The sequence below is a fragment of the Streptomyces sp. KL116D genome (assembly GCF_030766975.1).
Lineage (GTDB): Bacteria > Actinomycetota > Actinomycetes > Streptomycetales > Streptomycetaceae > Streptomyces > Streptomyces longispororuber_A.
Genome location: NZ_JASERH010000062.1, coordinates 25,194 through 47,615, shown reverse-complemented (window position 1 = coordinate 47,615; position 22,422 = coordinate 25,194). Strand labels below are relative to the sequence as shown.

General features: G+C 71.4%; 9 protein-coding genes and 16 pseudogenes. 12 read left to right on the top strand and 13 right to left on the bottom strand.

Annotated features, from left to right (window positions below; translation table 11 throughout):
- Positions 1-74: 74 nt before the first annotated feature.
- The 4 genes and pseudogenes from RBJ77_RS25680 to RBJ77_RS25665 all read right to left on the bottom strand — a co-directional run.
- Positions 75-1,898 (bottom strand): annotated as a pseudogene (locus RBJ77_RS25680) (galactose oxidase); the annotation flags it as partial.
- Positions 1,891-3,683, bottom strand: a pseudogene (locus RBJ77_RS25675) (glycosyltransferase family 2 protein); the annotation flags it as partial. The pseudogenes RBJ77_RS25680 and RBJ77_RS25675, both read right to left, overlap by 8 nt.
- Positions 3,684-3,894: 211 nt before the next feature.
- Positions 3,895-4,287: an MTH1187 family thiamine-binding protein gene (locus RBJ77_RS25670; RefSeq protein WP_372347184.1), complete on the bottom strand. Its 393-nt coding sequence runs from the start codon at positions 4,285-4,287 to the stop codon at positions 3,895-3,897.
- Positions 4,284-4,629: pseudogene (locus RBJ77_RS25665) on the bottom strand (DUF3817 domain-containing protein). The gene RBJ77_RS25670 and the pseudogene RBJ77_RS25665 overlap by 4 nt, the downstream one beginning before the upstream one ends.
- 161 nt (positions 4,630-4,790) lie before the next feature.
- On the opposite strand from RBJ77_RS25665, the pseudogene RBJ77_RS25660 reads away from it, so the two are divergent.
- The 4 pseudogenes from RBJ77_RS25660 (at position 4,791) to RBJ77_RS25645 (ending at position 7,412) form a co-directional block, all read left to right on the top strand.
- A pseudogene (locus RBJ77_RS25660) lies at positions 4,791-5,413 on the top strand (AIM24 family protein).
- A pseudogene (locus RBJ77_RS25655) lies at positions 5,413-6,042 on the top strand (AIM24 family protein). The pseudogenes RBJ77_RS25660 and RBJ77_RS25655 overlap by 1 nt, the downstream one beginning before the upstream one ends.
- Positions 6,043-6,059: 17 nt before the next feature.
- Positions 6,060-6,783, top strand: a pseudogene (locus RBJ77_RS25650) (AIM24 family protein); the annotation flags it as partial.
- Between the two features lie 126 nt (positions 6,784-6,909).
- A pseudogene (locus RBJ77_RS25645) lies at positions 6,910-7,412 on the top strand (MarR family winged helix-turn-helix transcriptional regulator).
- 271 nt (positions 7,413-7,683) lie between these two features.
- Here RBJ77_RS25645 and RBJ77_RS25640 read toward each other — a convergent pair.
- The 6 genes and pseudogenes from RBJ77_RS25640 to RBJ77_RS25615 all read right to left on the bottom strand — a co-directional run bounded on the left by RBJ77_RS25640 (position 7,684) and on the right by RBJ77_RS25615 (position 12,959).
- The gene (locus RBJ77_RS25640) at positions 7,684-8,490 is read right to left on the bottom strand and encodes a hypothetical protein (protein ID WP_372347183.1); all 807 of its coding nucleotides are present in this window, start codon (positions 8,488-8,490) and stop codon (positions 7,684-7,686) included.
- Between the two features lie 419 nt (positions 8,491-8,909).
- Positions 8,910-9,504: pseudogene (locus RBJ77_RS25635) on the bottom strand (response regulator transcription factor); the annotation flags it as partial.
- Positions 9,505-11,911: 2,407 nt separating this feature from the next.
- A complete protein-coding gene (locus RBJ77_RS25630) occupies positions 11,912-12,055 on the bottom strand; it encodes a hypothetical protein (protein ID WP_372347182.1) in 144 nt (47 codons plus the stop codon).
- Between the two features lie 151 nt (positions 12,056-12,206).
- Positions 12,207-12,395: pseudogene (locus RBJ77_RS25625) on the bottom strand (methylmalonyl Co-A mutase-associated GTPase MeaB); the annotation flags it as partial.
- A 112-nt stretch (positions 12,396-12,507) separates the two neighbouring features.
- Positions 12,508-12,630 (bottom strand): annotated as a pseudogene (locus RBJ77_RS25620) (methylmalonyl Co-A mutase-associated GTPase MeaB); the annotation flags it as partial.
- 185 nt (positions 12,631-12,815) lie between these two features.
- Complete coding sequence (locus RBJ77_RS25615) at positions 12,816-12,959, bottom strand: hypothetical protein (protein ID WP_372347187.1); 144 nt, start codon at positions 12,957-12,959, stop codon at positions 12,816-12,818.
- Positions 12,960-13,030: 71 nt separating this feature from the next.
- Here RBJ77_RS25615 and RBJ77_RS25610 point away from each other — a divergent pair, with 71 nt between their 5' ends.
- Positions 13,031-13,291, top strand: coding sequence for a hypothetical protein (locus RBJ77_RS25610; RefSeq protein ID WP_372347191.1), 261 nt, complete (start codon positions 13,031-13,033; stop codon positions 13,289-13,291).
- Positions 13,292-13,394: 103 nt separating this feature from the next.
- On the opposite strand, the pseudogene RBJ77_RS25605 reads toward RBJ77_RS25610, so the two are convergent.
- Positions 13,395-13,625 (bottom strand): annotated as a pseudogene (locus RBJ77_RS25605) (acetyl-CoA C-acyltransferase); the annotation flags it as partial.
- Entirely contained in the window at positions 13,531-13,935 is a 405-nt protein-coding gene (locus tag RBJ77_RS25600; protein WP_372347181.1) for a hypothetical protein, read from the bottom strand. The gene RBJ77_RS25600 and the pseudogene RBJ77_RS25605, both read right to left, overlap by 95 nt.
- Before the next feature lie 208 nt (positions 13,936-14,143).
- On the opposite strand from RBJ77_RS25600, the pseudogene RBJ77_RS25595 reads away from it, so the two are divergent.
- From RBJ77_RS25595 to RBJ77_RS25565, 7 genes and pseudogenes are all read left to right on the top strand, one after another.
- A pseudogene (locus RBJ77_RS25595) lies at positions 14,144-14,569 on the top strand (VOC family protein); the annotation flags it as partial.
- Positions 14,570-14,822: 253 nt separating this feature from the next.
- A pseudogene (gene scy / locus RBJ77_RS25590) lies at positions 14,823-18,798 on the top strand (polarized growth protein Scy); the annotation flags it as partial.
- 196 nt (positions 18,799-18,994) lie between these two features.
- Positions 18,995-19,927 (top strand): annotated as a pseudogene (locus RBJ77_RS25585) (cellulose-binding protein).
- Positions 19,928-20,073: 146 nt separating this feature from the next.
- Positions 20,074-20,514: pseudogene (locus tag RBJ77_RS25580) on the top strand (ATP-binding cassette domain-containing protein).
- Entirely contained in the window at positions 20,514-20,834 is a 321-nt protein-coding gene (locus RBJ77_RS25575; protein WP_372347180.1) for a hypothetical protein, read from the top strand. Before RBJ77_RS25580 ends, RBJ77_RS25575 begins: the two are co-directional and overlap by 1 nt.
- A 31-nt stretch (positions 20,835-20,865) precedes the next feature.
- Entirely contained in the window at positions 20,866-21,027 is a 162-nt protein-coding gene (locus RBJ77_RS25570) for a hypothetical protein (RefSeq protein ID WP_372347179.1), read from the top strand.
- A 1-nt stretch (position 21,028) separates the two neighbouring features.
- Positions 21,029-21,803, top strand: a pseudogene (locus tag RBJ77_RS25565) (ABC transporter permease subunit).
- Between the two features lie 205 nt (positions 21,804-22,008).
- Here RBJ77_RS25565 and RBJ77_RS25560 read toward each other — a convergent pair.
- Positions 22,009-22,398, bottom strand: a complete 390-nt coding sequence (locus RBJ77_RS25560; protein ID WP_372347178.1) for a hypothetical protein — start codon at positions 22,396-22,398, stop codon at positions 22,009-22,011.
- Between the last annotated feature and the right edge of the window lie 24 nt (positions 22,399-22,422).

The following is a 22,422-nucleotide window of genomic DNA, read 5'->3' as shown; positions in this document are numbered from 1 at the left end:
AAGTGGTAATGCAAACTGCCAGCCCAACATCGTTCGCCGGTTCCTCAGCCAGCGGCTCAGACGGGACTGCTGCCCACGTCCGTCGTGTGCGTCACTGGCGGACGGGCGCATCAGTGCGTTTTGACGATCCGGTCGGCCTGGGCCGTCCGGTACGTGGCCCGGTGGTCGTCCGGCAGGGTCTCGGGACCCTCGCCGATGACCGGGCGTTTGTCGCCGCCCCCGGTGCAGGGCGGGCGGCGTGAAGATCTCCATGCGCTGCTCGAAGTGGCCGAGCTTGGTGTTCTGCTCGTTGTCGAAGAGCGGGTCGGAGCCGAAGGTGGCCACGCGGCCGTCGGGCGGCAGCAGCGCCGCTCGGAGTGGTAGCTGCGGCCGACCCGGGGACGCCGCCTCGTGGAAGGCGTTGTCCTTGGGGTCGTAGAACTGCGCGCTTGAGGATGTTGCTGGCGCTGCGGCCGCGGTAGTCCGAGGAGCCGTTCGACGTGAAGACGGAGTCGTCCGGCATGATCACGCTGTTCAGGTAGCGGGTGCCCTGCGGCAGCCGGGGGACCGGTCTTGAAGGACGGGTTGTCCTCCTTGAGGTCGATGACCGCGGTGCGCGACGTGGCCTTCTCCGGACTCGCCGACCCCGCCGCCGCCCATGATCATGACCTTCTGGTCCTGGGCCGGCGGCAGCAGCGCCAGGGACGCCGACGTCTCCGTCTCGTCCATGTCGGCGAGGCCCGGCACCTTCTGGAACTTGTTGGTCTTCAGGTCCCACAGGCCCTGGCTCGCGGCCCTTGTCGGCGGGCCCGTGCCCGGCGTTGGACGCCGGGTAGAAGAGCTTGCCGCCCTTGGTGAGGAAGAGGGCGGGATACGTGGGGAAGTAGCGCTTGGGCCCCATCGTCCACTTCTTGGTCTTCGGTCGTAGATCTCGTTGTCGCCGGGGTCGATGACGCCGACGTCGTCGAGCCCGGAGACCGCGAGGACCTTGCCGTCCTGCAGACCGACGAGCGTCGGGTACCAGCGGGCCTTCTCCATCGGGTCGACCGGCACGTACTTCTCGGCGACGGGATCGAACTCGTAGGCCGCCTTGATCCCCTGGAAGTCCTGCTTGTCCATGGTGATCTTCTCGGAGAGCCCGTACGTGCTTTTGTCCGCGTCATCGCCCTTGAGGCCCTCGATCTCGTACTGGGCCTGCTTGTCGGTGACGAACCGCTTTGCCGCTCCCGTCGCCGCCTCGACGAAGACGCGGGCCTCGCTGGCCTTGATCTTCGTCTTCCACGGCTGCATGACGCCGGCCCGGTTGTACGTGATGTCGAAGCTGCGCTTGGCCTTGGGCACGGTGACGTCGAACTTCGACACGTACTCGACGCCCGACGGCGAGCGGAACTCGTCCCCTTCTTTCAGGGACGACTCGGCTTTGTCGGGGTTCTCGTTCTTGACGCCGCACTGCCGCCGCCGGCCTTCTTCACCTCGCCGTCGAGCAGCTCGTAGCGGGCGGTGCCGCCCGCCACCAGGAGCCGTCCGTCGGGGAGCTGGGCGTGGCCCGAGCAGAAGAAGTCCACGGGCGTGGCGATCTTCTTGAACGTGTTCGCCGTCGGGTCCCACAGGATGGTGTCGAAGGACCCCGGCGCTCGAACTTCTTCTGCTCGTTGCCCGAGCCCGCGACGACCAGCACCTTGCCGGTGTGCAGCAGGGCCGCGTGGATGGCGTTGGTGCGGAACTGCTGCGGATGTCGACCGACGACCACGAGCCGTACTGGCCTTGTAGCTGGCTGGGCGATCTTCCAGTCGTAGTACTGCCTGGACGCGAAGTTCCAGGCGGCCGGGGCGTTGAGACCGCACGGGAGGGCGACGCCGCCCGCCTCCCAGGACCGTCTTCTTGCATGCGTTTGGAAGGGCCGCCGCCTTGAGCGCCATGGATCAGTTCTCCCGTGCTCGTCGTGCTGGAGGCCGCGGTGGGGGAGCGGGCGGCGCGGGGGCCACGGCCCGCCTGGGCCGGTCCGGGCCTGGGCGGCGCGGGCGGCGCGGCGCCGGTGACGGCCCAGACGGCGACCGGGGCGAGCGCGATGCAGCAGGGCGAGCACCGCCCAGGTGCGCATGGCGACGTGGGTGTGGACGAGCGACGGACGCCGCGAGGGACGCGCAGCGAGCACGGCCGCCCAGCAGAGGTGGATGCGGAAGGTCAGCAGCCGGTCGGGAGCTGGCGCTCGCCGCCCTTGGGGGTGACCACGAAGCGGCTGGGGCGGCGCAGCAGGGCCGCGCCGAACGACTTCAGGTAGACGGGCGCGGACAGCGCCGACATCGCCATCGCCGGCCAGGCGCCGCCGGAGCCCCTCCGGCTCGTGCGGGCGAGACGTTGTGCCGCCGGTTCCAGAGGTAGAGGCCGATCTGCAGGGCCGCCGCGTCGCTGTAGCAGCATCAGCCAGACGGACGCGGAGACCTGGGTGCCCGGAGCGCGCCGAGCCACAGGAACAGCACGCAACTCGAGGGCACGCCGAGGAACCAGTTGACGGCCGTCATCGGGTAGTACACGAGCATCGATCGAGTACGTTGAAGAGCCGCCCGGGCGGCATGCTGAACGGCGCCTTCCAGTACCTGCTTGAGACAGCGTCTCGTACGTGCCGCGCGACCAGCGCATCTGCTGCGTGAAGAAGTCGGTCCAGGACGCGGGCCCTCCCCGACGGCGAGCGACGTCCGGGCGTGTAGACGGAGCCGCCAGTGGTGCCCGGTGGCCCTGGGTTCTTGCTGCGCGGTGCATCTCGAAGCCGGTCGCCATGTCCTCGGTGATCGGAGTCGTACAGACCCGCCGATCTGGTGCACGGGCCGCGATGCGCACGACGTTCGTTGGTGCCGACGAACATCGGGGCGCCGTAGGCTGCCCGCGCGCTGGATCAGCGCGTGGAAGAGGAACTGCTGGGACTCGGCGGCCTTGGTGACGGCCGAGGTGTCAGTTGCCGTAGACCTGCGGGCCCGATCGACGAAGGCCACGTCCGTCGCGGAAGTAAAGCCGAGCATCCGCTCCAGGAAGTTCGGCGAGCGGGCACGTGGTCGGTGTCGACGGAGGCGAAGTAGTCGTAGTCGTCGCCGTGCCGCGGCGAGCCAGGCGTTGTAGTTGCCGTGCTTGGTCTCGCCTTGTGGACGCCCTGCAGCGGTTCCAGTCGAGCACGCCCTCTGCGGGTGAAGCGGCGCACGCCCAGTTCGGCGCAGAGCGCCTTGGGACTGCTCGTCGTCTCCTGTCGGGAGGAGCCACACGTGGAGGGTCCCGTCGTGCTGATGCGCACGGCGCCCTCCCAGGGTGGCGCGCACCATGGCGAGGGGCTCCTTGCCGGGACGTACGTCGTGAGGAAGGCGACGCGGGTGCCCTGCCCTGGGGCGTACGGGCACTGGGGTCCCAGATCATCAGCGTGGCGTGGGCGATGGAGGCGACGTTGACCAGCATGAAGAGGCAGATGAGCCGATCGACACGAGATCACGGTGTAAGGCGACGAGCCACTGGTCCCCGCCCTCGCGCCGGGTCCAGTGGGTGGGCCAGACGATAGGCGAGCAGCACTCCGGTGAGCAGAGGCGCGAGCGTCATCAGCCAGGATATCGTATTCGGTGCCACGGGAGAGGAGCGATATGTACTGCACCTGGTAACTACCGTCGCGCTGGTGAGCGCTGGCGAGTCTGCTGTAAGGTGTCGTAGTCGTATTCAGGCCGCACAATAGCGCCCTCCAGGTTCTGGTGATCGAGCGTATCGACCCTCACAAAAAGGTGACTTTCGTGGGCGGGCCGAACCAGAAGCGGCGTACTGAGTGAGGTATGGGGGAATCGTGTGAATCTGCGGGCCGGTAGCGATCGCCGTTCTGCGCCCCTGAAGGCATGGTGCTGCGCGCAAGCCTCATCGGGGAGATGGCGCGCAGTGGCCTGCATCTCAGGGGCGCGAACGGCGCGAGAAGCCCCCACCGGCTCCGCAGGACCGGGAACCGGCGGAACGAGGCGGACGGAGCCGGAAAGCGCTCGCCTCTACGCGGAGGTGGCGCCCACCGTCCTCACCTTCGAGGCCCGCACCGTCCGTCACAGGCCGGACATCAGCCTTCAGCACCAGCGAAACCTCGAGGCGCCCGCGCCTCCACCGCGGCGACGGCACGCTTGGACGACGTCCATGACCTTCGTCCCACTCACCACACTCGATCGAGGTGAACATCGCGTCGGTGCGGCTGGGCAGACCCGATTCGCGGACGACCCGCACCGCGTCGGCGACGTACCCTCCCACGCGACGTCCTCGCCGACCCCGAGCGGCGTCACGGCAAAAGGCGACGATCATGCGTTCACGACCCCCTTCCGGTCGCGCGGGACGCGATCACCGTCGTCGGCCTCCCGCGCTTGAGCTTGCGCGTCGGCGAAGAAGCCGCCGGTGGGCAGCGACAGGAGCAGAAGTAGAGCGCGGCCGTGCCGATGCCCCACTTCGCGCGGGTTCCAGGCGTCCGCCCAGAAGATCACGTAGAGCACGAAGAGCACGCGCCGCGATCGCGCCCATCACCGGCACCGCGTTGAAGTCGGTGGTCCGCTTCAGGACCGAGCAGACGAGCAGCAGGGATGAAGGAGACGGGCCTCGCGCGGAGACCAGGCGGAGGCGGCGGAGGGCGGAGGCGGTCTTGATGTCCACGGGCAACCTTCGGCAGAAGCGGCGACTAGGGGCGGGCAATGATCTTGTGAATGTACGCACAAGCGTTTGCCCATTGTGGCACCCGTGCCTCGGACCCGTCGGCACCCCTCCCGGGCGGCTACCCTCGACCCGTGGCAACGTTCCGACTCCAGGGCAGCAAGATGCTGGCCGCCGACATGACGGCGACAGCGTCAAGGCGAAGAACGCGTCGATGGTCGCGTACGACGGCCGGATGGCGTTCAAGAAGCTGAGCGGGGTGGCGAGGGGATACGTGGGCATGGTCACCCGCCGCATCACCGGGCGAGCAGATGACCGTGATGGAGGTGAAGGGTCAGGGACCTGCTGCCTCGCGGACCGGGCGAGCGAGATCAACCTGGTCGGGCTGACCGGCGACAAGCTGTACGTCGAGGCGAGCAATCTGCTGCTGGCACGGACGCCGGGCCCTGCGTACCGGCATCCCGCCGTTCACGGGCAAGGCGCGGCGCCTCCCAGGGCAACGGCCTGTTCACGACGACCGTGGAGGGCCACGGCCAGGTCGCGATCATGAGCGACGGCCCGGCGGTCGTGCTGCGCGCGTCAGCCGCGACTACCTCGCTGACGCAGGTCGACCCGGGCGCGCACATCGCGCACCAGGGGAACCTGCACCAGTCAGTTCCAGTCGGGCGTCACCTTCCGCACGATCATGGGGGAAGGCGGCGGCGAGGCGTTCCAGATCCGGCTCGAGGGCGACGGGCTCGTTTATGTGCAGCCCAGCGAGCGCAACACGATCGCCGGGGACGTTTGATGCCCTTCCGCGAGATCAACTCGAAGATGATCGAGGCCGACCGTCGTCCCGCAGCGCCTCTACAGCCAGCGGCGGCGCCATGCTCGCGTACCGGGGCGAGGTCCCTCTCACCCCCAACGCAGCGGCGGGCAAGCGATGTCCATGATCGGGCGGCGGGTCGCGAACGAGGCGACGCCGCTGATGACGGTCGAGGGCAGCGGACCGTGCTGCCTGGGCACGGCGGCCACCACGTCCAGGTGATCACGCTGTCCGGCGACACCTTGTACGTGGAGGCCGACCGGCTGCTCGCCTTCGACGGGACGCTGCGATGCAGACCATGTTCATGGGCGGGCGTCAGGGGCATGGTGCGCGGCCAGGTGACCGGCCAGGGCCTGTTCACGACGACGCTCAAGGGCACTGGCGGTGGGCCGTCATGGCGCACGGCGGGTGATCGAGGTGCCCATCACCCGGGAACAACCCGGTGCACGTCGACCCGCAGGCGCACGTCGCGCACCACGGCGCATGCGCAACAAGCGTGTCCACGGCGCTCGGCTGGCGCGACATGGTGGGCCGGGCGCAGCGGCGAGGCGTTCCAGCTGGAGCTGAGCGGTGGTGCGGTGTACGTCCAGGCCTCGGAGGAGAAACCGTGACCGGCGTGGTCTGACCTATGACGTTGCCGGTGGACGACAACGTCAACGCGTACACCCTGCTGCGTGGAACCCAAGAGCGGTCAGTGGTTCCTGCAGAAGGGCAAGATGATCGCCTACTACGGGCGGATCGACTTCAACGGCATCGGGCACGGCCGGCTCGACCGGCTGGTACCTGCGTTCCACTCCCTGCTGCACGCGAGCGACTGGGTGGTGGCGGAGGAGCGGCAGAAGATGCTGCTCGCCGACCGGGCCTTCGACGTGAACTCGTACGACCTGATGACGGCAACCCTGACCATCCGGCCGCAATCTGCTCGCCTTTTCAGCCAACTCGCGCCGAAGCAGTCGACGTGCCGGGCCCTGACACTCATTGGCACCGGCAAATTCGTCGCCGCTTCAAACGGTCCTGTGGTGTTCATGGAACCGCCGATCCGCGTAGATCCACAGGCCCTCGTCGGCTGGGCTGACTGTCCGTCACCTTGCCACCATTACGACCACGGTATCTGACGGGCGTGATCGGCGGTCTACGTGCGATGACAGGCATCGGCGGGGTCTCCGGCGAGGGAGCACCAGTTCGAGTTCGTGGGCGCCGGGACGGTACTGCTGCAGTCCAGCGAGGCACTGATGCCCGAGGTGGCGACGGGTGACGTACGCACCAGCCCAGCGTCCCCGGCGGTCAGGCAGGGGCCGGGCCCGGTCAGTCACACGGCACCGCGCCTTCGACAGCTCGGCGACCTCCAGCGCTTTCGGGCCGTGAGCGGTAGTCTGCGGAGTGTGACGCTCGAACGCGTGACCCCATTGCGCGTTCGGGGCGCGTACAGCGAGGCGTCACCCACATTCGTTCGCCTTTCAACTTCTTAGGTAGAATCGATTCCATGGGAGACCGAGACGGCCACCCCGTGGCTGACCGACGAGGAACAGTGCGCCTGGCGCACCCACCTGGAGGTCAACCGGCTGCTGAACTACCAGCTGGAGAAGGACCTCCAGCTGCCTGGCCTCGACGATGAACGACTACGAGATCCTGGTGAACCTCTCCGAAGCGGGAGGACCACCGGATGCGATGAGCGACCTGGCTGCGGCGACACGCAGTCCAAGAGCCGGCTCTCGCACCAGATCACCCGGATGGAGAACGCGGGCCTCGTCCGCCGCGAGAACTGCGAGTCGGACCGGCGCGGACTGTACACCGTGCTCACCGACTTCGGTTTCGAGACCATGAAGAAGGTCGCCCCTGCACCACGTGGCGTCCGTGCGTCAGCACTTCATGGACCTCGTCCCCCGCGGAGTCGCTGAGCAGCCTCCGCGAGGCGCTCACACCCATCGCCGAGCACCTGCGTTCGCAGCGCGGCAAAACCGTGACCATTGCGAAGACCTGAGCATCCGGGAGACCGCCGACCTCCTCCGTGACGCTCCCTACTGGAGCCTGGGCAGCCCGAGTTCGAACAGGGCCCCCGCCCCGCGGCGCGGTGCGCACCGTCAGCGATGCCGCCGTGCCGCTTTCGGCCACGTCCCGGGCGATGGCGAGCTCCCAGACCGGCCCCCGCCGCCGTCCCAGGACCGCGCGTCGTCGAGCCGTACGAACCGCTCGAAGACCCGCGCCCCGCTCCCCTCCCGGGCACGCCGCCACCGTCGTCGGCGACCGCGAGGTCACCCACCGCCGTCGGTGCCCACGGTGACGTCCACCGCGGTACGGGCGTGGCGCTGCGCGTTGTCCACCAGATTCCCCAGCACCCTCGCCAACTGGCCGCGGGATCCGGCGACGTGCGCCGGCCCGGTGCCGTCGGCCTGGCACCCTGGTCGCCGACGCGCCGCGAGCGGCTCTCGCGGACCAGGGCGACCAGGTCGGCATCGCCGCCGCGGGCTGCTCGCCCGCGTCCAGCCGGGCGAGCAGGAGCAGATCGGCGGCGAGCTCCTGCAGCCGCAGTTGTCCTCGACGGCGCCGTCCCACATCCGAGCAACTCCGGGTGGGCGGCGCCGACTCAGCTGCGTGCGCAGGCTGGCGATCGGGCTGCGCAGCTCGTGCGGGGCGTCGCGACGAACCGCCGCTGACGGTCCACCGAGTCCTCCAGGGCCGCGAGCGTCTCGTTCGTGGTCCCGGGCCAGCCGGGCGACCTCGTCATGTGTGTCCGGCTCGGGCACCGGCGGCCCAGGTCCCTGGGGAGGCGGTGATGGCGGCCATCTCGAGTACGGATGCCCTCCACCGGCCGCAGCGCGCCGGGTCACCAGCCAGGTGACGCCGCCGACGACCACGAGCAGCACCGGGAAGCCGATCAGCATCGACGTCAGCGCCGTGGACACGGCGCTCTGTTCGGCCGCCAGCGGGCGCCCCGCGTACACGGTCAGCGTGCCGTACGCGGTGTCCTCGACCTCGACCGCGGCGAACCGGTAGTCGGCGCTGTCACCGTCGACGGTGGCGGTGCCGTCGGCGTACCCGTCGTGTCCGGACCTTGCCACGGCCGCCGTCGTCGTCACCCGCGTCGTCATCGTCCTCGCCGCGGCCGCCGTGGTCGTCGTCGGTGACGGCGGCCTCGGGGCGTACGGCGCCCGTGCCGGTGCCGGTGATCCCTCCAGGTCGTCCGGACGCGGCCACCAGCCGTCCGTCCTCGTCGACGACCTGCGCCGGCCCGGTCGTCGCTGTCCAGGTCGAGGGCGTCCGGCGCGCTGTGCCGGTGGCCAGCTGGGTGGCGACCTTGCGCGCACCGGGAGTCAGCGGCGCTGCCCGCCTGTCCGGTGAGGTTGGAGCGCAGCGCGAGCAGCACGGCCGTGCCGGCCGCGACCAGGGCGACCGCGACGACGAGGGTCGCGGCGAGGGCGGCGCGGGAGCGTACGGAGCCGAAGACCCGTTCCATCGCGGGACCTCCAGGCGGTAGCCGGCGCGCGGTCCTGATCAGGGAGGCGCCGAGCTTGCGGCGCAGCGCGCCGACGTACACCTCGACGATGTTCGGGTCGCCCTCGTAGGCGAAGTCCCGCACGTGCTCCAGGATGTCGCCCTTCGACACGACCTCCCCGGCCCGCGACAGGCTGCTCCAGGACCGAGAACTCCTTCGCCGTCAGGGCGACCTCACCGTCGTCGGCGTGCTGTGACCCTGGCGGGCGGCGGTGTCCACCGCGTACGGCCCGACCGTGTGCACCGGGGACGCGCGCGCTCCCCGGCGACGCCGCAGCGCCTTCACGCGCGCGACGAGGCACCACGTACGAGGAACGGCTTCGTCAGGTAGTCGTCCGCGCCGGTGAGCCCAGCTCCCGCCTCGTCGTACTCGCCGTCCTTCGCGGTCAGCATCAGGATCGGCACGTCGATGCTCGCGGCGCGAGGGCGGCGCACGCTGGCAGCCGTTTCCCATGCCGGGCAGCATGATGTCGAGGACGACCAGGTCGCACGCCCCCTCGCTCGCGCGGTGCAGCCCCTCGAGCCGTCGTGGACCACGTCCACGGCGTAGCCTCGGCGGTGAGCCCCTTGGCGAGCGACAGGGCGAGCCGCTTTTCGTCCTCGACTAATCAGGCAAGCGCATGTGCGGCCAGGGTGGCAGGTCGAACCTGAAGCCTTCTTCAGGCTCCTTCAGCGGGGGCTCAGGATCACTCGGGCGGAGTTGGTTCCCGTCGGACACGAACTCCGCAGAACGACGGGAGACCTCATGGCGCTGTACGACCGTCATCTCCGCCATCGCCGCCGTCGCCCTGCTGGTGCGCGGGGCACTGCCACCTGCGGTGACCGTCTCGGACGACGACCAGCCGTCGAGGTCGACCGTGCGGGGTCACCGACGACGGTGTCGGCGACGCCCGGGAGAACGCGGACGAGGCGAAGGGCGCGAAGATCAAGGCCGAGGACGCGATCGCCGCCGCCCTGAAGCACACGTCGGGCGTCGCGGCCGGCGCCGACCTCGACTCCGACGACGGCCCGCCTCGTCTGGGACGTCGACGTCATCGGCTCCGGCGGCACCTGGCATCACGTCGAGGTCGACGGTACGGGCAAGGTCCTCGGGTCGCACGTCGAGAAGGCCGACGACGATGACGACGGCGACGACGCCCCGGCCAGGCGGCGCGGGTCGCCGACGCGCTCAGAACGCGTCGACGTCCGCCGCGGACCGCCCGCCGGCCGCGCCGCCAAGGGCACGGTGACCTCCGTGGACGCGGACGACGACAGAGGGCGGTCCGGGTCTGGGAGGTCGAGGGCGACCTCGGCGGACGGGACGCAGCGCGACTGGCAGTGGACCTCCGGTCGGGTGCGGTGACCGTGGACCGGTCGTCGTCCTCGGACCCGGACTCCGGACGACGACTGACGGCGGCGCGCGCACCGGGGTGCGGTCTCGGCTGGCGCGACCCCGCTCCTCAATCGCCGGAGGCTCAAAGTGCGGGTGCGGTCTCGGGGCACCGCCCCCGACCCCGCTCCTCAATCGCCGGAGGGGCTTGAAGTGGCGGGCTGCTTGGTCGGCTGGCCCTTGGGCCGGCTGCCGCCGGTGATCTTCGCCGCCCTTCGAGCAGTGCCGTCGCCAGCGGCCAGGGCCGCCGCCGCGAAAGCAGAGCGGGTAGCCGGGTACGTGAAAGCCCACCAGGCGCACTCTGCCGTGCCCTCGCCGAACTGCCCGCGTTCGGGGACGTGTTGGACCATGCAGCCTGCATTGCGGAAAGCCGCCGTCCCACCGACTCCGTCCGCGATCAGGTACGCCGTGGTCAGGGCCGGCGCGGCGACGAAGATGGCCCACGCACGCCGCCGCCAGGGCCAGCGCGCGGGCAGCGGGCGCGCGAGCGCCGCGCCGCCGAGCGCGCCGCCAGACCCGCGGCCAGGAAACGGCAGCCGGGCACTGGGCCCGGGCCGCGCCAGTCGACGGCGCGCCGCTGAGCAGTCCGCCCACCGCGCTGCCCGCCGAGAGCGCCGCCAGGATCCCGCCGCCGAGCGCCGCGCTGCCCCTCCGCGAACGCGAGGACGAAAGGCAGATCGGCCGCGCCCCAGCGCGGTCCCGGACGCGGGTCACGACCACGGGCTGGCGCAGGTCACGCGATCTTCCGCGGACGCCGCCGCCGCCCGGACCTCGGCACCGGCGCCACCCCCGCCACCGCGGGCGACGCGACGAACGCCAGCGTGCCGACGGCCACGAGCCCCGCAGGGCGACGCCGAAGGCGGCCGGCGCCCACAGCACCAGCACCCCGACGAGCAGCGGACCACACCAGGAGCGGTTCCTCGGCGACCCCGTCGAGGCTGTAGACCCCTGCAGCGGCCGCCGGTCGGACAGCAGCCGGCCCCACACGGGTGCGCATCGTGGGCCCGAGCAGCGGGGTGAACGCCCCGGTCGGCAGGGCGAGGCGCCACGAGCATAGCCCAGCGCCCCCAGGGCGCCAGGCGACCGTGGCGAAGACCGCGAGCGGCGCGCGTACGACAAGCCATCGGGGGCAGCGCGCGCGCGCCGCGTAGCGGTCGATGAACAGGGCGCGCAGCGGTGACAGGAGCACGCTGGCGGCGCCGTGAGCGCCATGACCGCGCCCGCGACGGCGTAGAAAGCGGTGGCGGCGGTCACGGCGAGCATCAGGGAAGAGGGCGACGGTCCCGTACGAGAGGCGCCCGATCGGGGCGGCGCCAAAGGTGCGCAGGGCGTACGAGGGTCCGCTAACACGGCGGCGTACATGGTGGGTTTCCTCGGAACGAAGCATGCGTGGAGAGCTCAACAGGGCGTCGACGCACCGGAGTTCTCTATGCACGGAGAAAGACATGAGCCACACCGTAACAGGGTTGCGGCCGGGGACAGGGGGTCAGGAACCGGTGAGGCCCTCCACCAGCTCGTCACGCCGCCCGGTAGGGATCGAGCTCACCGGCCACGATCCGCTCGGCCAGCGCGCCGAGCCGGCGGTCGCCGGAGGTCGCCGATGCGCTCGCGCAGCGCGGTCACGGCGATCGTCTCGACCTCGCGGGCGCCTGCGCCGCCCGGCGCTCCGCGAGCACGCCGCGCTCCTCCATCCACGCGCGGTGCTTCTCCAGCGCCTCGACGACCTCGTCGATGCCCTCGCCGCGCGCCGCGACGGTCTTCACGATCGGCGGCCGCCAGTCGCCCGAGGGCCGCGGGACTCGCCGAGCCCCAGCATGTGGTTGAGCTCGCAGGGCGGTGGCGTCCGCGCCGTCCCGGTCCCGCCTTGTTGACCACGCTACACGTCGCCGATCTCCAGGATCCCGCCTTGGCGGCCTGGATCCCGTCGCCCATGCCGGGCGCGAGGAGCACGACGCTGGTGTCCGCCTGCGAGGCGATCTCGACCTCGGACTGGCCGACGCCCACGGTCTCGACGAGGACGACGTCGCAGCCCGCCGCGTCGAGCACCCGGATCGCCTGCGGCGCGGCCCAGGTGAGACCGCCGAGGTGGCCGCAGGTGGCCATCGAGCGGATGTAGACGCCGGGGTCGGAGGCGTGCTCGACATCCGCACCCGGTCGCCAGCAGGGCGCCGCCGCTGAACGGCGAGGACGGAGTCGACGGCGAGCACGCCGACCCGCTTCCCGGCCTGCCGGTGGCGCTCCTCAGGGCCGACGTCGACGTCGACTTGCCGACGCCGGGCGACCCGGTGAGCCCGACCACGTACACGCGCTTCTCCGTCAGCGGCGCCAGCGCGGCCATGACGCTCACGCAGCTGCGGGGACGCCCCTCCACGGGCGAGATCAGCCGGGCCACGGCCCGCGGCCTGCCCTCCCTCGCCTGGGCGACCAGCGTGGGGGACGTCACTGCATCACAGCTCCGTTCGCTCAAGCCACAATCCACAGCCACCGCGGGTCGGCTACGCCGGGTGCCACACCACGAGCGCGTCACTGGCCGCCGCCACCTGCACAGCGCGGCCGCGCCGATGCCGCCGCCCGCCGCTTCAGTTCGAGAGCGAGGTGCAGCATGATACGGGCGCCGGACATCCCGATCGGGTGACCCAGGGCAATGGCGCCGCCGTTGACGTTCACCTTTCCCGAGGACACCCGAGGGTCGCTTCGTCGACTGCACGGCGACCGCCGCGAAGGCCTCGTTGATCTCGATGAGGGTCGAGGTCCTCGACGCCGATGCCCTCCTTCTTCAGGGCGTGCTGGATCGCGTTCGACGGCTGGGACTGGAGGAGTTGTCCGGGCCCGCCACGTTCCCGTGCGCGCGCGATCTCGGCGATCAGTCGAAGGCCGAGCTCCTGCGCCTTGGCCTTGCTCATCACGACCACGGCGGCGGCGCCGTCGAGATCTGCGACGAGGTGCCCGCGGTGATCGTGCCGGCGCTGGCGAACGCCGGGCGCAGCTTGCCGAGCTGACTCGGCGGTCGTCTCGGCGCGGATGCCCTCGTCCTTGCTGAAGCAGGACAGGATCGCCCTTGCGCTGCGGGATCTCGACGGGCGTGACCTCGGCCTCGAACAGGCCGTTCTTCTGCGCGGCCGCGGCCCGCTGGTGGGAGAGGGCGGCGACTCTCGTCCTGCTCGGGGCGGGCGATGCCCGAGGCGGGTGTTGTGCTTCTCCGTCGAGGCGCCCATGGGATGTCCCTCGAAGGAGTCGGTCAGACCCGTCGTACGCCATCGCGTCGAGCATCTCGACCGCGCCGTACTTGAAGCCGTCGCGGGACTTCGGCAGCAGGTGCGGGGCGTTGGTCATGGACCCTGGCGCCGGCGACGACGACGTCGAACTCGCCGGCACGGATGAGCTGGTCGGCGAGCGCGATGGCGTCGAGGCCGGACAGGCACACCTTGTTGATGGTGAGCGCCGGGACGTGCATCGATGCCGGCCTTGACGGCGGCCTGACGTGCCGGGGATCTGCCCTGCCCCGGCCTGCAGCACCTGGCCCATGATCACGTACTGCACCTGGTCGCCGCCGATCCCCGCACGGTCGATGCGCGGCCTTGATGGCGAAGCCGCCGAGGTCGGCTCCGGAGAAGACTCTGAGCGAGCCGAGCAGACGGCCCATGGGCGTCCGCGCCCCAGCGACGATCACTGAGGTGGTACCGGTCGTTCCTAGACATGAGGCACGGCCCCTTCCAGCCTGGGGGACTGCGGAGTGAACGAGGGTTTACTCGTCACGTACTGAGCGGTACCCCTCGCACGTCATCGGCACGATGGTGTGATCGGCGCGCACGTTGCGTAACTCACTCGATGGATCGCGCTGCACTGTCAGCATGCTCACGCGAATCGACCACATCGGGATCGCCTGCTTCGACCTCGACAAGACCGTCGAGATCTACCCAACCACCTACGGCTTCCAGGTGTTCACCGAGGATCAACGAGGAGCAGGGCGTCGCGAAGCCATGCTCAAGATCAACGAGACGTCGCGACGGCGGCGCCTCCTACCTCCAGCTGCTGCGAGCCCGACCCGCGGGGACTCCGCGGTCGCGCAAGTGGCTGGCCAAGAACGGCGAGGGCGTCGCACCACATCGCCTTCGGCACCGCGGACGTCGACGCGCGACGCGGCGGCCGTCCGCGACCAAGGGCGTGCGCGGGTCCTGGTACGACGAGCGCGGCGGCTCGATGGGCTCGCGGATCACGTTCCTGCACCCCGCGACTGCCACGGCGTGCTGACCGAGCTCGTCACCGTCGCACCCCAGGGCTCGCGGGCACTGACCTCCACATACTCAGGGCCGGTAGCGTTGGGGCGCGACTGCCCGCCTCCAAGCGGGCAGTCGTGGGCTGGGGGCCGGGGATCGGGGACGCGCCGCGGCAGTCGGACGGCAAACGGCGGAGGTGCCGACAGCGCCGTCTGGGTGTCCGATCTGACACCATTCCCCGGGGGCCCCGTTCGGCGGACGGACGGGGCTCGTAAGGCAGAGTTCGCGACCAGGGGACGGATGGGACCGCGCAGTGCGGGGCTACGAACGCCAGGACGAGCCGGCGGCCGGCTGAGACCGACCACCTCTCGCGGTTCGAAGCCGAGATGGACCGGCTGAAAGACCGGCAGAAGGCGTCGGCACGCGAGGACCTGGGCTACCAGGTGGAGGTGTTGCGCGCCAGCTGCACGAGGCGCGCCGCAGCCTCGCGTCCCGGCCTGCCTAGTGACGGGGCTGACATCGGCTACCAGGCCGAGCAGCTGCTGCGGAACGCCCAGATCCAGGCCGACCAGCTGCGCGCCGACGCCGAGCGCGAGCTGCGCGAGGCCCGTGCGCGGGCGCAGCGGATCCTCCAGGAGCACGCCGAGCAGCATCGCGGCCGACCGAGCTGCACACGGGGCGGCCAGCCGGCGCCAGCAGCTCGACCAGGAGCTGGCCGAGCGCCGCCGACGGTCGAGACGCACGTGAACGAGAACGTGCAGTGGGCCGAGCAGCTGCGCGCCCGCACCGAGCAGCAGGCCCGCCGGCTGCTCGAGCGAGTCCCGTGCCGAGGCCGACCAGGCCTTGGCCGCCGCCCGCGCGCGAGGCCGCCCGGGTCGCCGCCGAGGCCAGCCGCCGGCGTCGGCGCCGAGGCGGAGCGCCGCCCGCGCGAGGCCCGAGGCGCTCCTGCCGCGCGCGCGCACAGGACGCCGAGCGGCTGCTGAACGCCGCGTCCGCCCAGGCGCAGGAGGCCACCGACCACGCGGAGCAGGTCCGCACGTCGACGCACCGCCGAGCCGGACGCCGCGCGCCGCCGGTCCACGAGCTCGAGCCGGGCCGCCGGGCAGCGCATGCCGAGGCGGACGACCGCGCTGCGCGAGCGCGTGCCGAGGCCGACAAGGTGCTCGCGGCCGCCAAGGATGACGCGGCCAAGCAGCTGCGGCGCGCCGAGTCCGCGAACGAGCAGCGCAGCCGGACCGCCAAGGAGCAGGTCGCCCGCCTGGTCGGCGGGGCGACCAGGAGGCCGAGGCCGCGAAGTCGGAGGCCGAGCAGGCGTCGCCACGCACGCGCGCCGAGGCCGACAGGTGATCGCGGAGGCCGCGGAGAAGGCCCGTACACGGTCCCGGCCGAGGAGACCGCGGGCCCGAGCTCGCCCAGACGCCCGCAGCGCCGAGGACGTGCTGAACAAGGCCTCCGGAGGAGGCCCAGTCGACGACGCGGGCCGCCGCCGAGGAGGCGAGCGGATCCGCGCCGAGGCCGAGGCGGAGGCCGACCGGCTGCGCTCCGGGGCGCCGGCATCGCCGAGCAGCTCGCGGGCACGGCGAAGCGACGACACCAGAATTACCGCGCCAAGACGGTCGAGCTGCAGGGAGGAGCGCGCCGGCTGCGCGGCGAGGCCGAGCAGCTGCGCGGGCCGAGGCCGTCGAGGAGGGCGAGCGGATCCCGGGCCGAGGCCCGCCGCGAGCCGTCCAGCAGATCGAGGAGGCGGCCAGCACCGCCGAGCAGCTCCTCGCCAAGGCGAAGGGTCGGACGCCGACGAGCTGCGCGGTGCGGCGTCGACGGAGTCGAGCGGGTCCGCACCGAGGCCATCGAGCGCGCCACGTCGCTGCGCAAGCAGGCCGAGGAGACCCTGGAGCGCACGCGTGCGGAGGCCGAGCGGCACCGCGCCGAGGCCGAGGAGCAGGCCGAGGCCACCAAGGCCGACGCGGGCGTGCCGCGCAGTCCCTCAGGGAGGAGACCGAGCGGGGCCATAAGCGCCCGGCGGGACGAGGCGGCCGCGAGCTGACCCGGCTGCACCCGGAGGCCGAGGAGCGGCTCACGGCGTCCGAGACGACGCTGGACGACGCGCGCGCCGAGGGTGAGCGGCTGCGCCGCGAGGCGGCCGACGAGGCCGACCGGCTGCGCACGGGCCGCCGAGCGCGTCGGACGCTGCAGGCGCAGGCCGAGACGGAGGCGCGAGCGGCTGCGCACGAGGCCGCTTCGGACGCGTCGACGACCCGTTCCGAGGCGGAGAACGTCGCGATCCGGCTGCGGACCGAGGCCGCCACCGAGGCGGAGCGGCTCAAGACGGAGGCGCAGGAGTCCGCCGACCGGATCCCGCGCCGAGGCGCAGGCCGCGGCCGAGCGGATCTACGCGGAGGCCGCGGAGGAGCTGGCAGCCGCGCAGGAGGAGGCCACCCGGCGCCGTCGCGAGGCCGAGGAGACGCTCGGGCAGCCGCGCGCCATGAGGCCGACCAGGAGCGCGCGCGGGCGCCCGCGAGCAGAGCGAGGAGCTGCTCGCGCGTGGCGCGCGCCCGGGTCGACGAGGCACAGACCGAGGCGACGCGGCTGGTCGAGGAGGCCGACCGGCGGGCGACCGAGATGGTCGCCACCGCCGAGCAGACCGCGCAGCAGGTCCGCGACTCCGTGTCCGGGCTCCAGGAGCAGGCCCAGGAGGAGATCGCCGGGCTGCGCTCGGCCGCCGAGCACGCGGCGGGAGCGCACAAGCGCAGGAGGCGCAGGAGGGAGGCGGACCGGGTCCGCTCCGACGCGTACGCGGAGCGCGAGCGGGCGACCGAGGACGCCAATCGCGTACGGGAGTGAGGCCGCCGCCGAGTCGGAGGCCGCCAAGTCCGTGCGGAGCGCACCGTTTCGGAGGCGATCGCCGAGTCCGAGCGGCTGCGCACCGACGCGTCCGAGCACGCCCAGCGGGTCCGCACCGAAGGCCGCCGACCTGCGCACGGGCGCCGACCAGGACGCCTCGCGCACCCGTGCCGAGGCCCGCGAGGACGCCAACCGGATCCGGGTCCGACGCCGCGGCGCAGGCCGACACCCTGATCACCGAGGCGACGTCCGAGGCCGAGCGGCTGACGACGGAGACGAACGCGAGGCGGAGCGGGTCCGCGCCGAGTCGACCGCGAAGGCCGAGGAGCTGGTCTCCGCCGCGACCGCGGAGGCCGAGCGGCTGCGACGCCGAATCGGCGGCCGCCGCCGAGCAGTTGACGACCGACACCCGGACCGAGGCGGAGCGGGTCCGTGCCGAGTCCGTGGCCAAGGCGAGAAGCTGATCTCGGACGCGACCGGGGACGCGAGCGGCTGCGCGCCGAGGCCGCCGAGACGGTCGGCTCCGCCGCAGCAACGCGCCGAGCGGATCCGCACGGAGTCCGAGCGGGTCAAGGCGGAGGCCGCCCAGGAGGCCGACCGGATCGCGTCGACGCGCGCGGGACGAGGCGGAGCGCACGCTGGACAGAGCCCGCAAGGACGCCAACAAGCGCGCGTACGGAGGCCGCTGAGCAGGTCGACAAGCTGATCACGGAGTCCGCGGCCGGGCCGACAAGCGGACCCGCAGGCGCAGGAGTCGGCACAGAAGACGCGGCGGACGCGGAGGCGCAGGCCGACACCATGGTCGGTGCGGCCCGCAGCGAGGCGGACCGCCTGGTCGCCGAGGGCACCGTCGAGGGCAACGCGCGGGTGGAGAGAGGCCAGGACGGACGCGGACGAGGCTGCTCGTCGGCGCTCCCGCCGGGACGCGACGCAGATAAGGGAGCGGGCCGAGGAGCTGCGCGACCGGATCACCGGCGAGATCGAGGAACTGCACGAGCGCGCGCGCCGCGAATCGGCGGAGGCCATGAAGAACGCGGGCGAGCGGTGCGACGCGCTGGTCAAGGCCGCGGAGGAGCAGCTTCACCGAGGCGCAGACCAAGGCCAAGGACCTGCTGAACGACGCGCCAATTCGGAGGCCGGCAAGGTCCGTATCGCCGCCGTGAAAAAGGCCGAGGGTGCGCTCAGGAAGCCGAGCAGAAAAAGGCCGAGCTCACGCGCGAGGCGGAAAAGCTCAGGGCCGATGCGGAGGCCGAGGCCAGTTCCATGATCGAAAAGGGTCAGCGCGAGCTGGGCGTCCTGGTCAGGCGTCGCGAGGACATCAACGCGGAGATCTCCGTGTCCAGGACGTGCTGGAGGCGTTGGAGTCTTTCGACACCGTCCGGTGGCGGGGGCAAGACGGCGGCGTCAAGGCGGGCGCCACAGCGGGGGCCACACGTTCGGGTGGCAAGGGGCAGAGGGCTAGCCAGGAGGACAACTGTCGTGCTTGTTTAGGACCTTCGGCCCTTCTTCTGGCAAGCACTCCGCCGTTACGCCACTCAAAGGGGTGTCATTCTCCAGATCAAACGGGCATCTGCTCGATGACACGCCGCTTGGCCCCCTAGGATTCCCCCTATCACCTCACCGGTCTCATTCGACAGGAACCCCATGAGCGACACTTCCCCTACGGCTTCGAGCTTGTGCGGCGTGGGTACGACCGCGCTCAGGTGGACGAACGAATCTCCAAGCTCGTCTCCGACCGTGACAGCGCTCTTGCTCGAATCACTGCTCTGGAAAAGCGCATCGAGGAACTCCACCTCGAGACGCAGAACGCCCAGGCCCAGGTGAACGACGCGGAGCCGTCGTACGCCGGCCTGGGCGCAGCGTCGAGAAGATCCTCCGCCTCGCCGAGGAGGCCAGGACCTGCGCGAGGAGGCCCGCCGGGCCGCCGAGCAGCACCGAGAGCTCGCCGAGTCGGCGGCCCAGCAGGTGCGCAACGACGCGGAGTCGTTCGCCGCGGGAGCGCAAGGCCAAGGCCGAGGACGAGGGCGTCCGGATCGTCGAGAAGGCCAAGGGCGAGGCGACCTCGCTGCGCACCGAGGCGCAGAAGGACGCGCAGTCCAAGCGCGAGGAGGCGGACGCGCTCTTCGAGGAGACGCGCGCCAAGGCCGCCCAGGCCGCCGCGGACTTCGAGACGAACCTGGCCCAAGCGCCGCGAGCAGTCCGAGCGCGACCTGGCCTCGCGTCAGGCCAAGGCCGAGAAGCGTCTCGCGGAGATCGAGCACCGTGCGGAGCAGCTCCGCCTGGAGGCCGAGAAGCTGCGCACCGACGCCGAGCGCCGCGCCCGCCAGACGGTGGAGACGGCCCAGCGCCAGGCCGAGGGACATCGTGGCCGACGCGAACGCCAAGGCCGACCGCATCCGCTCGGAGTCCGAGCGCGAGCTGGCGGCGCTGACGAACCGGCGCGACTCGATCAACGCCCAGCTCACGAACGTGCGCGAGATGCTGGCCACGCTCACCGGTGCGGCGGTCGCCGCCGCGGGTGCGCCGGCCGAGGACGAGCCGATCTCGCGCGGGGTGCCGGCTCAGCAGTCCCGCTGACACCCGTTCCCCGGCGGCCCGAAGCCCCCCTGCCCCAAGTGGCAGGGGGGCTTTTTGCCCGTTTTAGCGTTGCCGCATGATCGAGCTCCGAGGGGCTGACCGAGCGGTACGGCGAGAAGACGGCCGTCAACAATCTGACGTTCACCGTGCAGCCGGGCATCGTGACCGGCTTCCTGGGCCCGAACGGCGCGGGCAAGTCCACCACGATGCGGATGATGCTGGGCCTCATAGCCCGACCGCGGGCTCGGTGCGGATCGACGGCAAGCACTACGCCCAGCTGAAGGACCCCCTCCGCTACATCGGCGCGCTCCTCGACGCGAAGGCGATGCACGGCGGTCGCAGCGCCTACAACCACCTCCTCTGTCTGGCCCAGTCGAACGGGATCCCCCAGGGGCCGGGTGACCGAGGTCCTGGACACGGTGGGGCTCACCGCGGTGTCCCGGAAGAAGGCCAAGAGCTTCTCGCTCGGCATGGGGCAGCGCCTCGGCATCGCGGGCGCGCTCCTCGGCGACCCGCGGATCCTGATGTTCGACGAGCCGGTCAACGGAGACTCGACCCGGAGGGCATCCACTGGATCCGCAATCTGATGAAGTCCCTAGCGGCGGCCGGCCGCACGGTCTTCGTGTCCTCGCACCTGATGAGCGAGATGGCCCTCACCGCGGACCACCTGGTCGTCATCGGCCAGGGCCGGCTGCTCGCCGACACCTCGATGGCGGACTTCATCCGGCAGAACTCCCGGAGCTACGTACGGCTGCGCTCGCCGCAGCGCGAGCGGCTGCTCGACGTCCCTGCACACGGCCGGGATCACGGTCGTCGAGGCCGGGAACGGCACGCTGGAGATCGACGGCCACTCCCGAGGAACTGGGCGAGCTGGCCGCGGGGCATCAGCTCGTCCTGCACGAGCTGAGTCCTCAGCAGGCGTCCCTGAGGAGGCGTTCATGCAGCTGACGGCGGAGTCGGTCGAGTACCACGCACACTCGGACGCCAGCTCTCCGCCGACGGCGGCGCCACCGCAACAGCAGCCGCAGCAGGGCTGGGGAGCCTCCTGGCAGCAGGGCAAGGGCGACAACGGCAGCAACGGCAACAAGAGGGGCGTCTGAGATGGCCGCGGCCCAGGTCCTCCGGTCCGAGTGGACCAAGATCAAGTCGGTGAACTCGACGGCCCTCACGCTCAGCCTCGCCGTGATCGTCTCCGTCGGGCTCGGCATGCTGATCAGCGCCCTGTCGAAGAACGAGTTCAAGAACCTCTCCACCGCGGACAAGCTGACCTTCGACCCGACGTTCATCTCCTTCTCCGGCCTCACCCTCGGCCAGCTGGCGATGATCGTCTTCGGGGTCCTGGTGGTCGCGAGCGAGTACAGCACGGGCATGATCCGCACCTCGCTCGCCGCGGTGCCGCAGCGCGCCACGTTCCTCTTCCTCGAAGGTCGCGGTCGCCGCGCTGCTCGCGCTCGTCGTGGCCCTGGTCACGAGCTTCGCGGCGTTCTTCCTCGGCCAGCTGATGCTCGGCGACCACCGGACCGACCTCGGCGCCCCAGAGCGTGCTGCGCGCGCGGTCCTCGGCGCCGCCGATCACATGACGCTGATCGCGATGTTCTCCATGGGCGTCGCGGCGATGCTCCGCTCCCCCGATGCTCTCGCTCGGCATCCTCATGCCGTTCTTCTTCCTCGTCTCACCGATCCTCGGCAGCGTCTCGGCGACGAAGAAGGTGGCCCAGTACTTCCCGACCAGGCGGGCCTCAGGTCATGCAGGTGGTCTCCCCACCCAACGACGACGCCCCCGTACGGCCCGTGGGGCGGCCTCGCGATCCTGCTGGTGTGGGTGGCGGCGGCACTGCTGGTCGGGTACGTGCTGCTGAAGAAGCGGGACGCCTGACGCCCGGGTCGGGCAGCAGCTCGTCAGCGATCGCCAGCCGTCCCACTCCCACACGTCCCGGTCCAGGTCGGGCTCAGGGCACGAAACGGCCCAGTTCGAAGTCCTCGGGCCCGACCGTGAACCAGCGCTCGTCGGCGACCTCCGTGCCGAGCCCGACCGTGCGCGCCGTCAGCCGCACCATCAGCTCCACTCCCGGTCGACCGCGTCAGGTCCTGCCCTGGATGCGGTCGAAGGGCAGCTCGGTCACCGGCGCCTCGACCGGGATCCACACGGTGAAGGGCGCGCCGCGCTCGACGGCGAGCCAGCAGCGCTCGTCGGCCGCCTCGCCCTTCTCGTCGAGGACCTTGAGCCACTTCTTGTAGATGACGAGGCTGCCGTCGTGCGGCGAGCGTTCGAGGTAGCGCAGATGGGCGCGGGCGTGCAGGTCGACGACGGAGAGGTTGTCGAAGCGGTTGTAGAAGCGGATCGCGATGATCGCGTCGCTGCTGGTCGCGTGGGCGCGCGAGTACCCGGGGAAGTCGGCGGACCAGGCGTGCGAGATGGAGGCGCGCCGCCGCCAGACGAACGGGCGCAGCGCGAACATCTTGATCAGCACGAAGCCGAGGGAGCACGGCGGGCG

Bases quoted from the DNA above. Each gene is read 5' to 3' on its own strand.
- RBJ77_RS25670 (WP_372347184.1), bottom strand. From the start codon at position 4,287: ATGATCGTCGCCTTTTGCCGTGACGCCGCTCGGGGTCGGCGAGGACGT.
- RBJ77_RS25610 (WP_372347191.1), top strand. From the start codon at position 13,031: ATGAGGGTCGAGGTCCTCGACGCCGATGCCCTCCTTCTTCAGGGCGTG.
- RBJ77_RS25600 (WP_372347181.1), bottom strand. From the start codon at position 13,935: ATGGGCCGTCTGCTCGGCTCGCTCAGAGTCTTCTCCGGAGCCGACCTC.
- RBJ77_RS25575 (WP_372347180.1), top strand. From the start codon at position 20,514: ATGAAGTCCCTAGCGGCGGCCGGCCGCACGGTCTTCGTGTCCTCGCAC.
- RBJ77_RS25570 (WP_372347179.1), top strand. From the start codon at position 20,866: ATGCAGCTGACGGCGGAGTCGGTCGAGTACCACGCACACTCGGACGCC.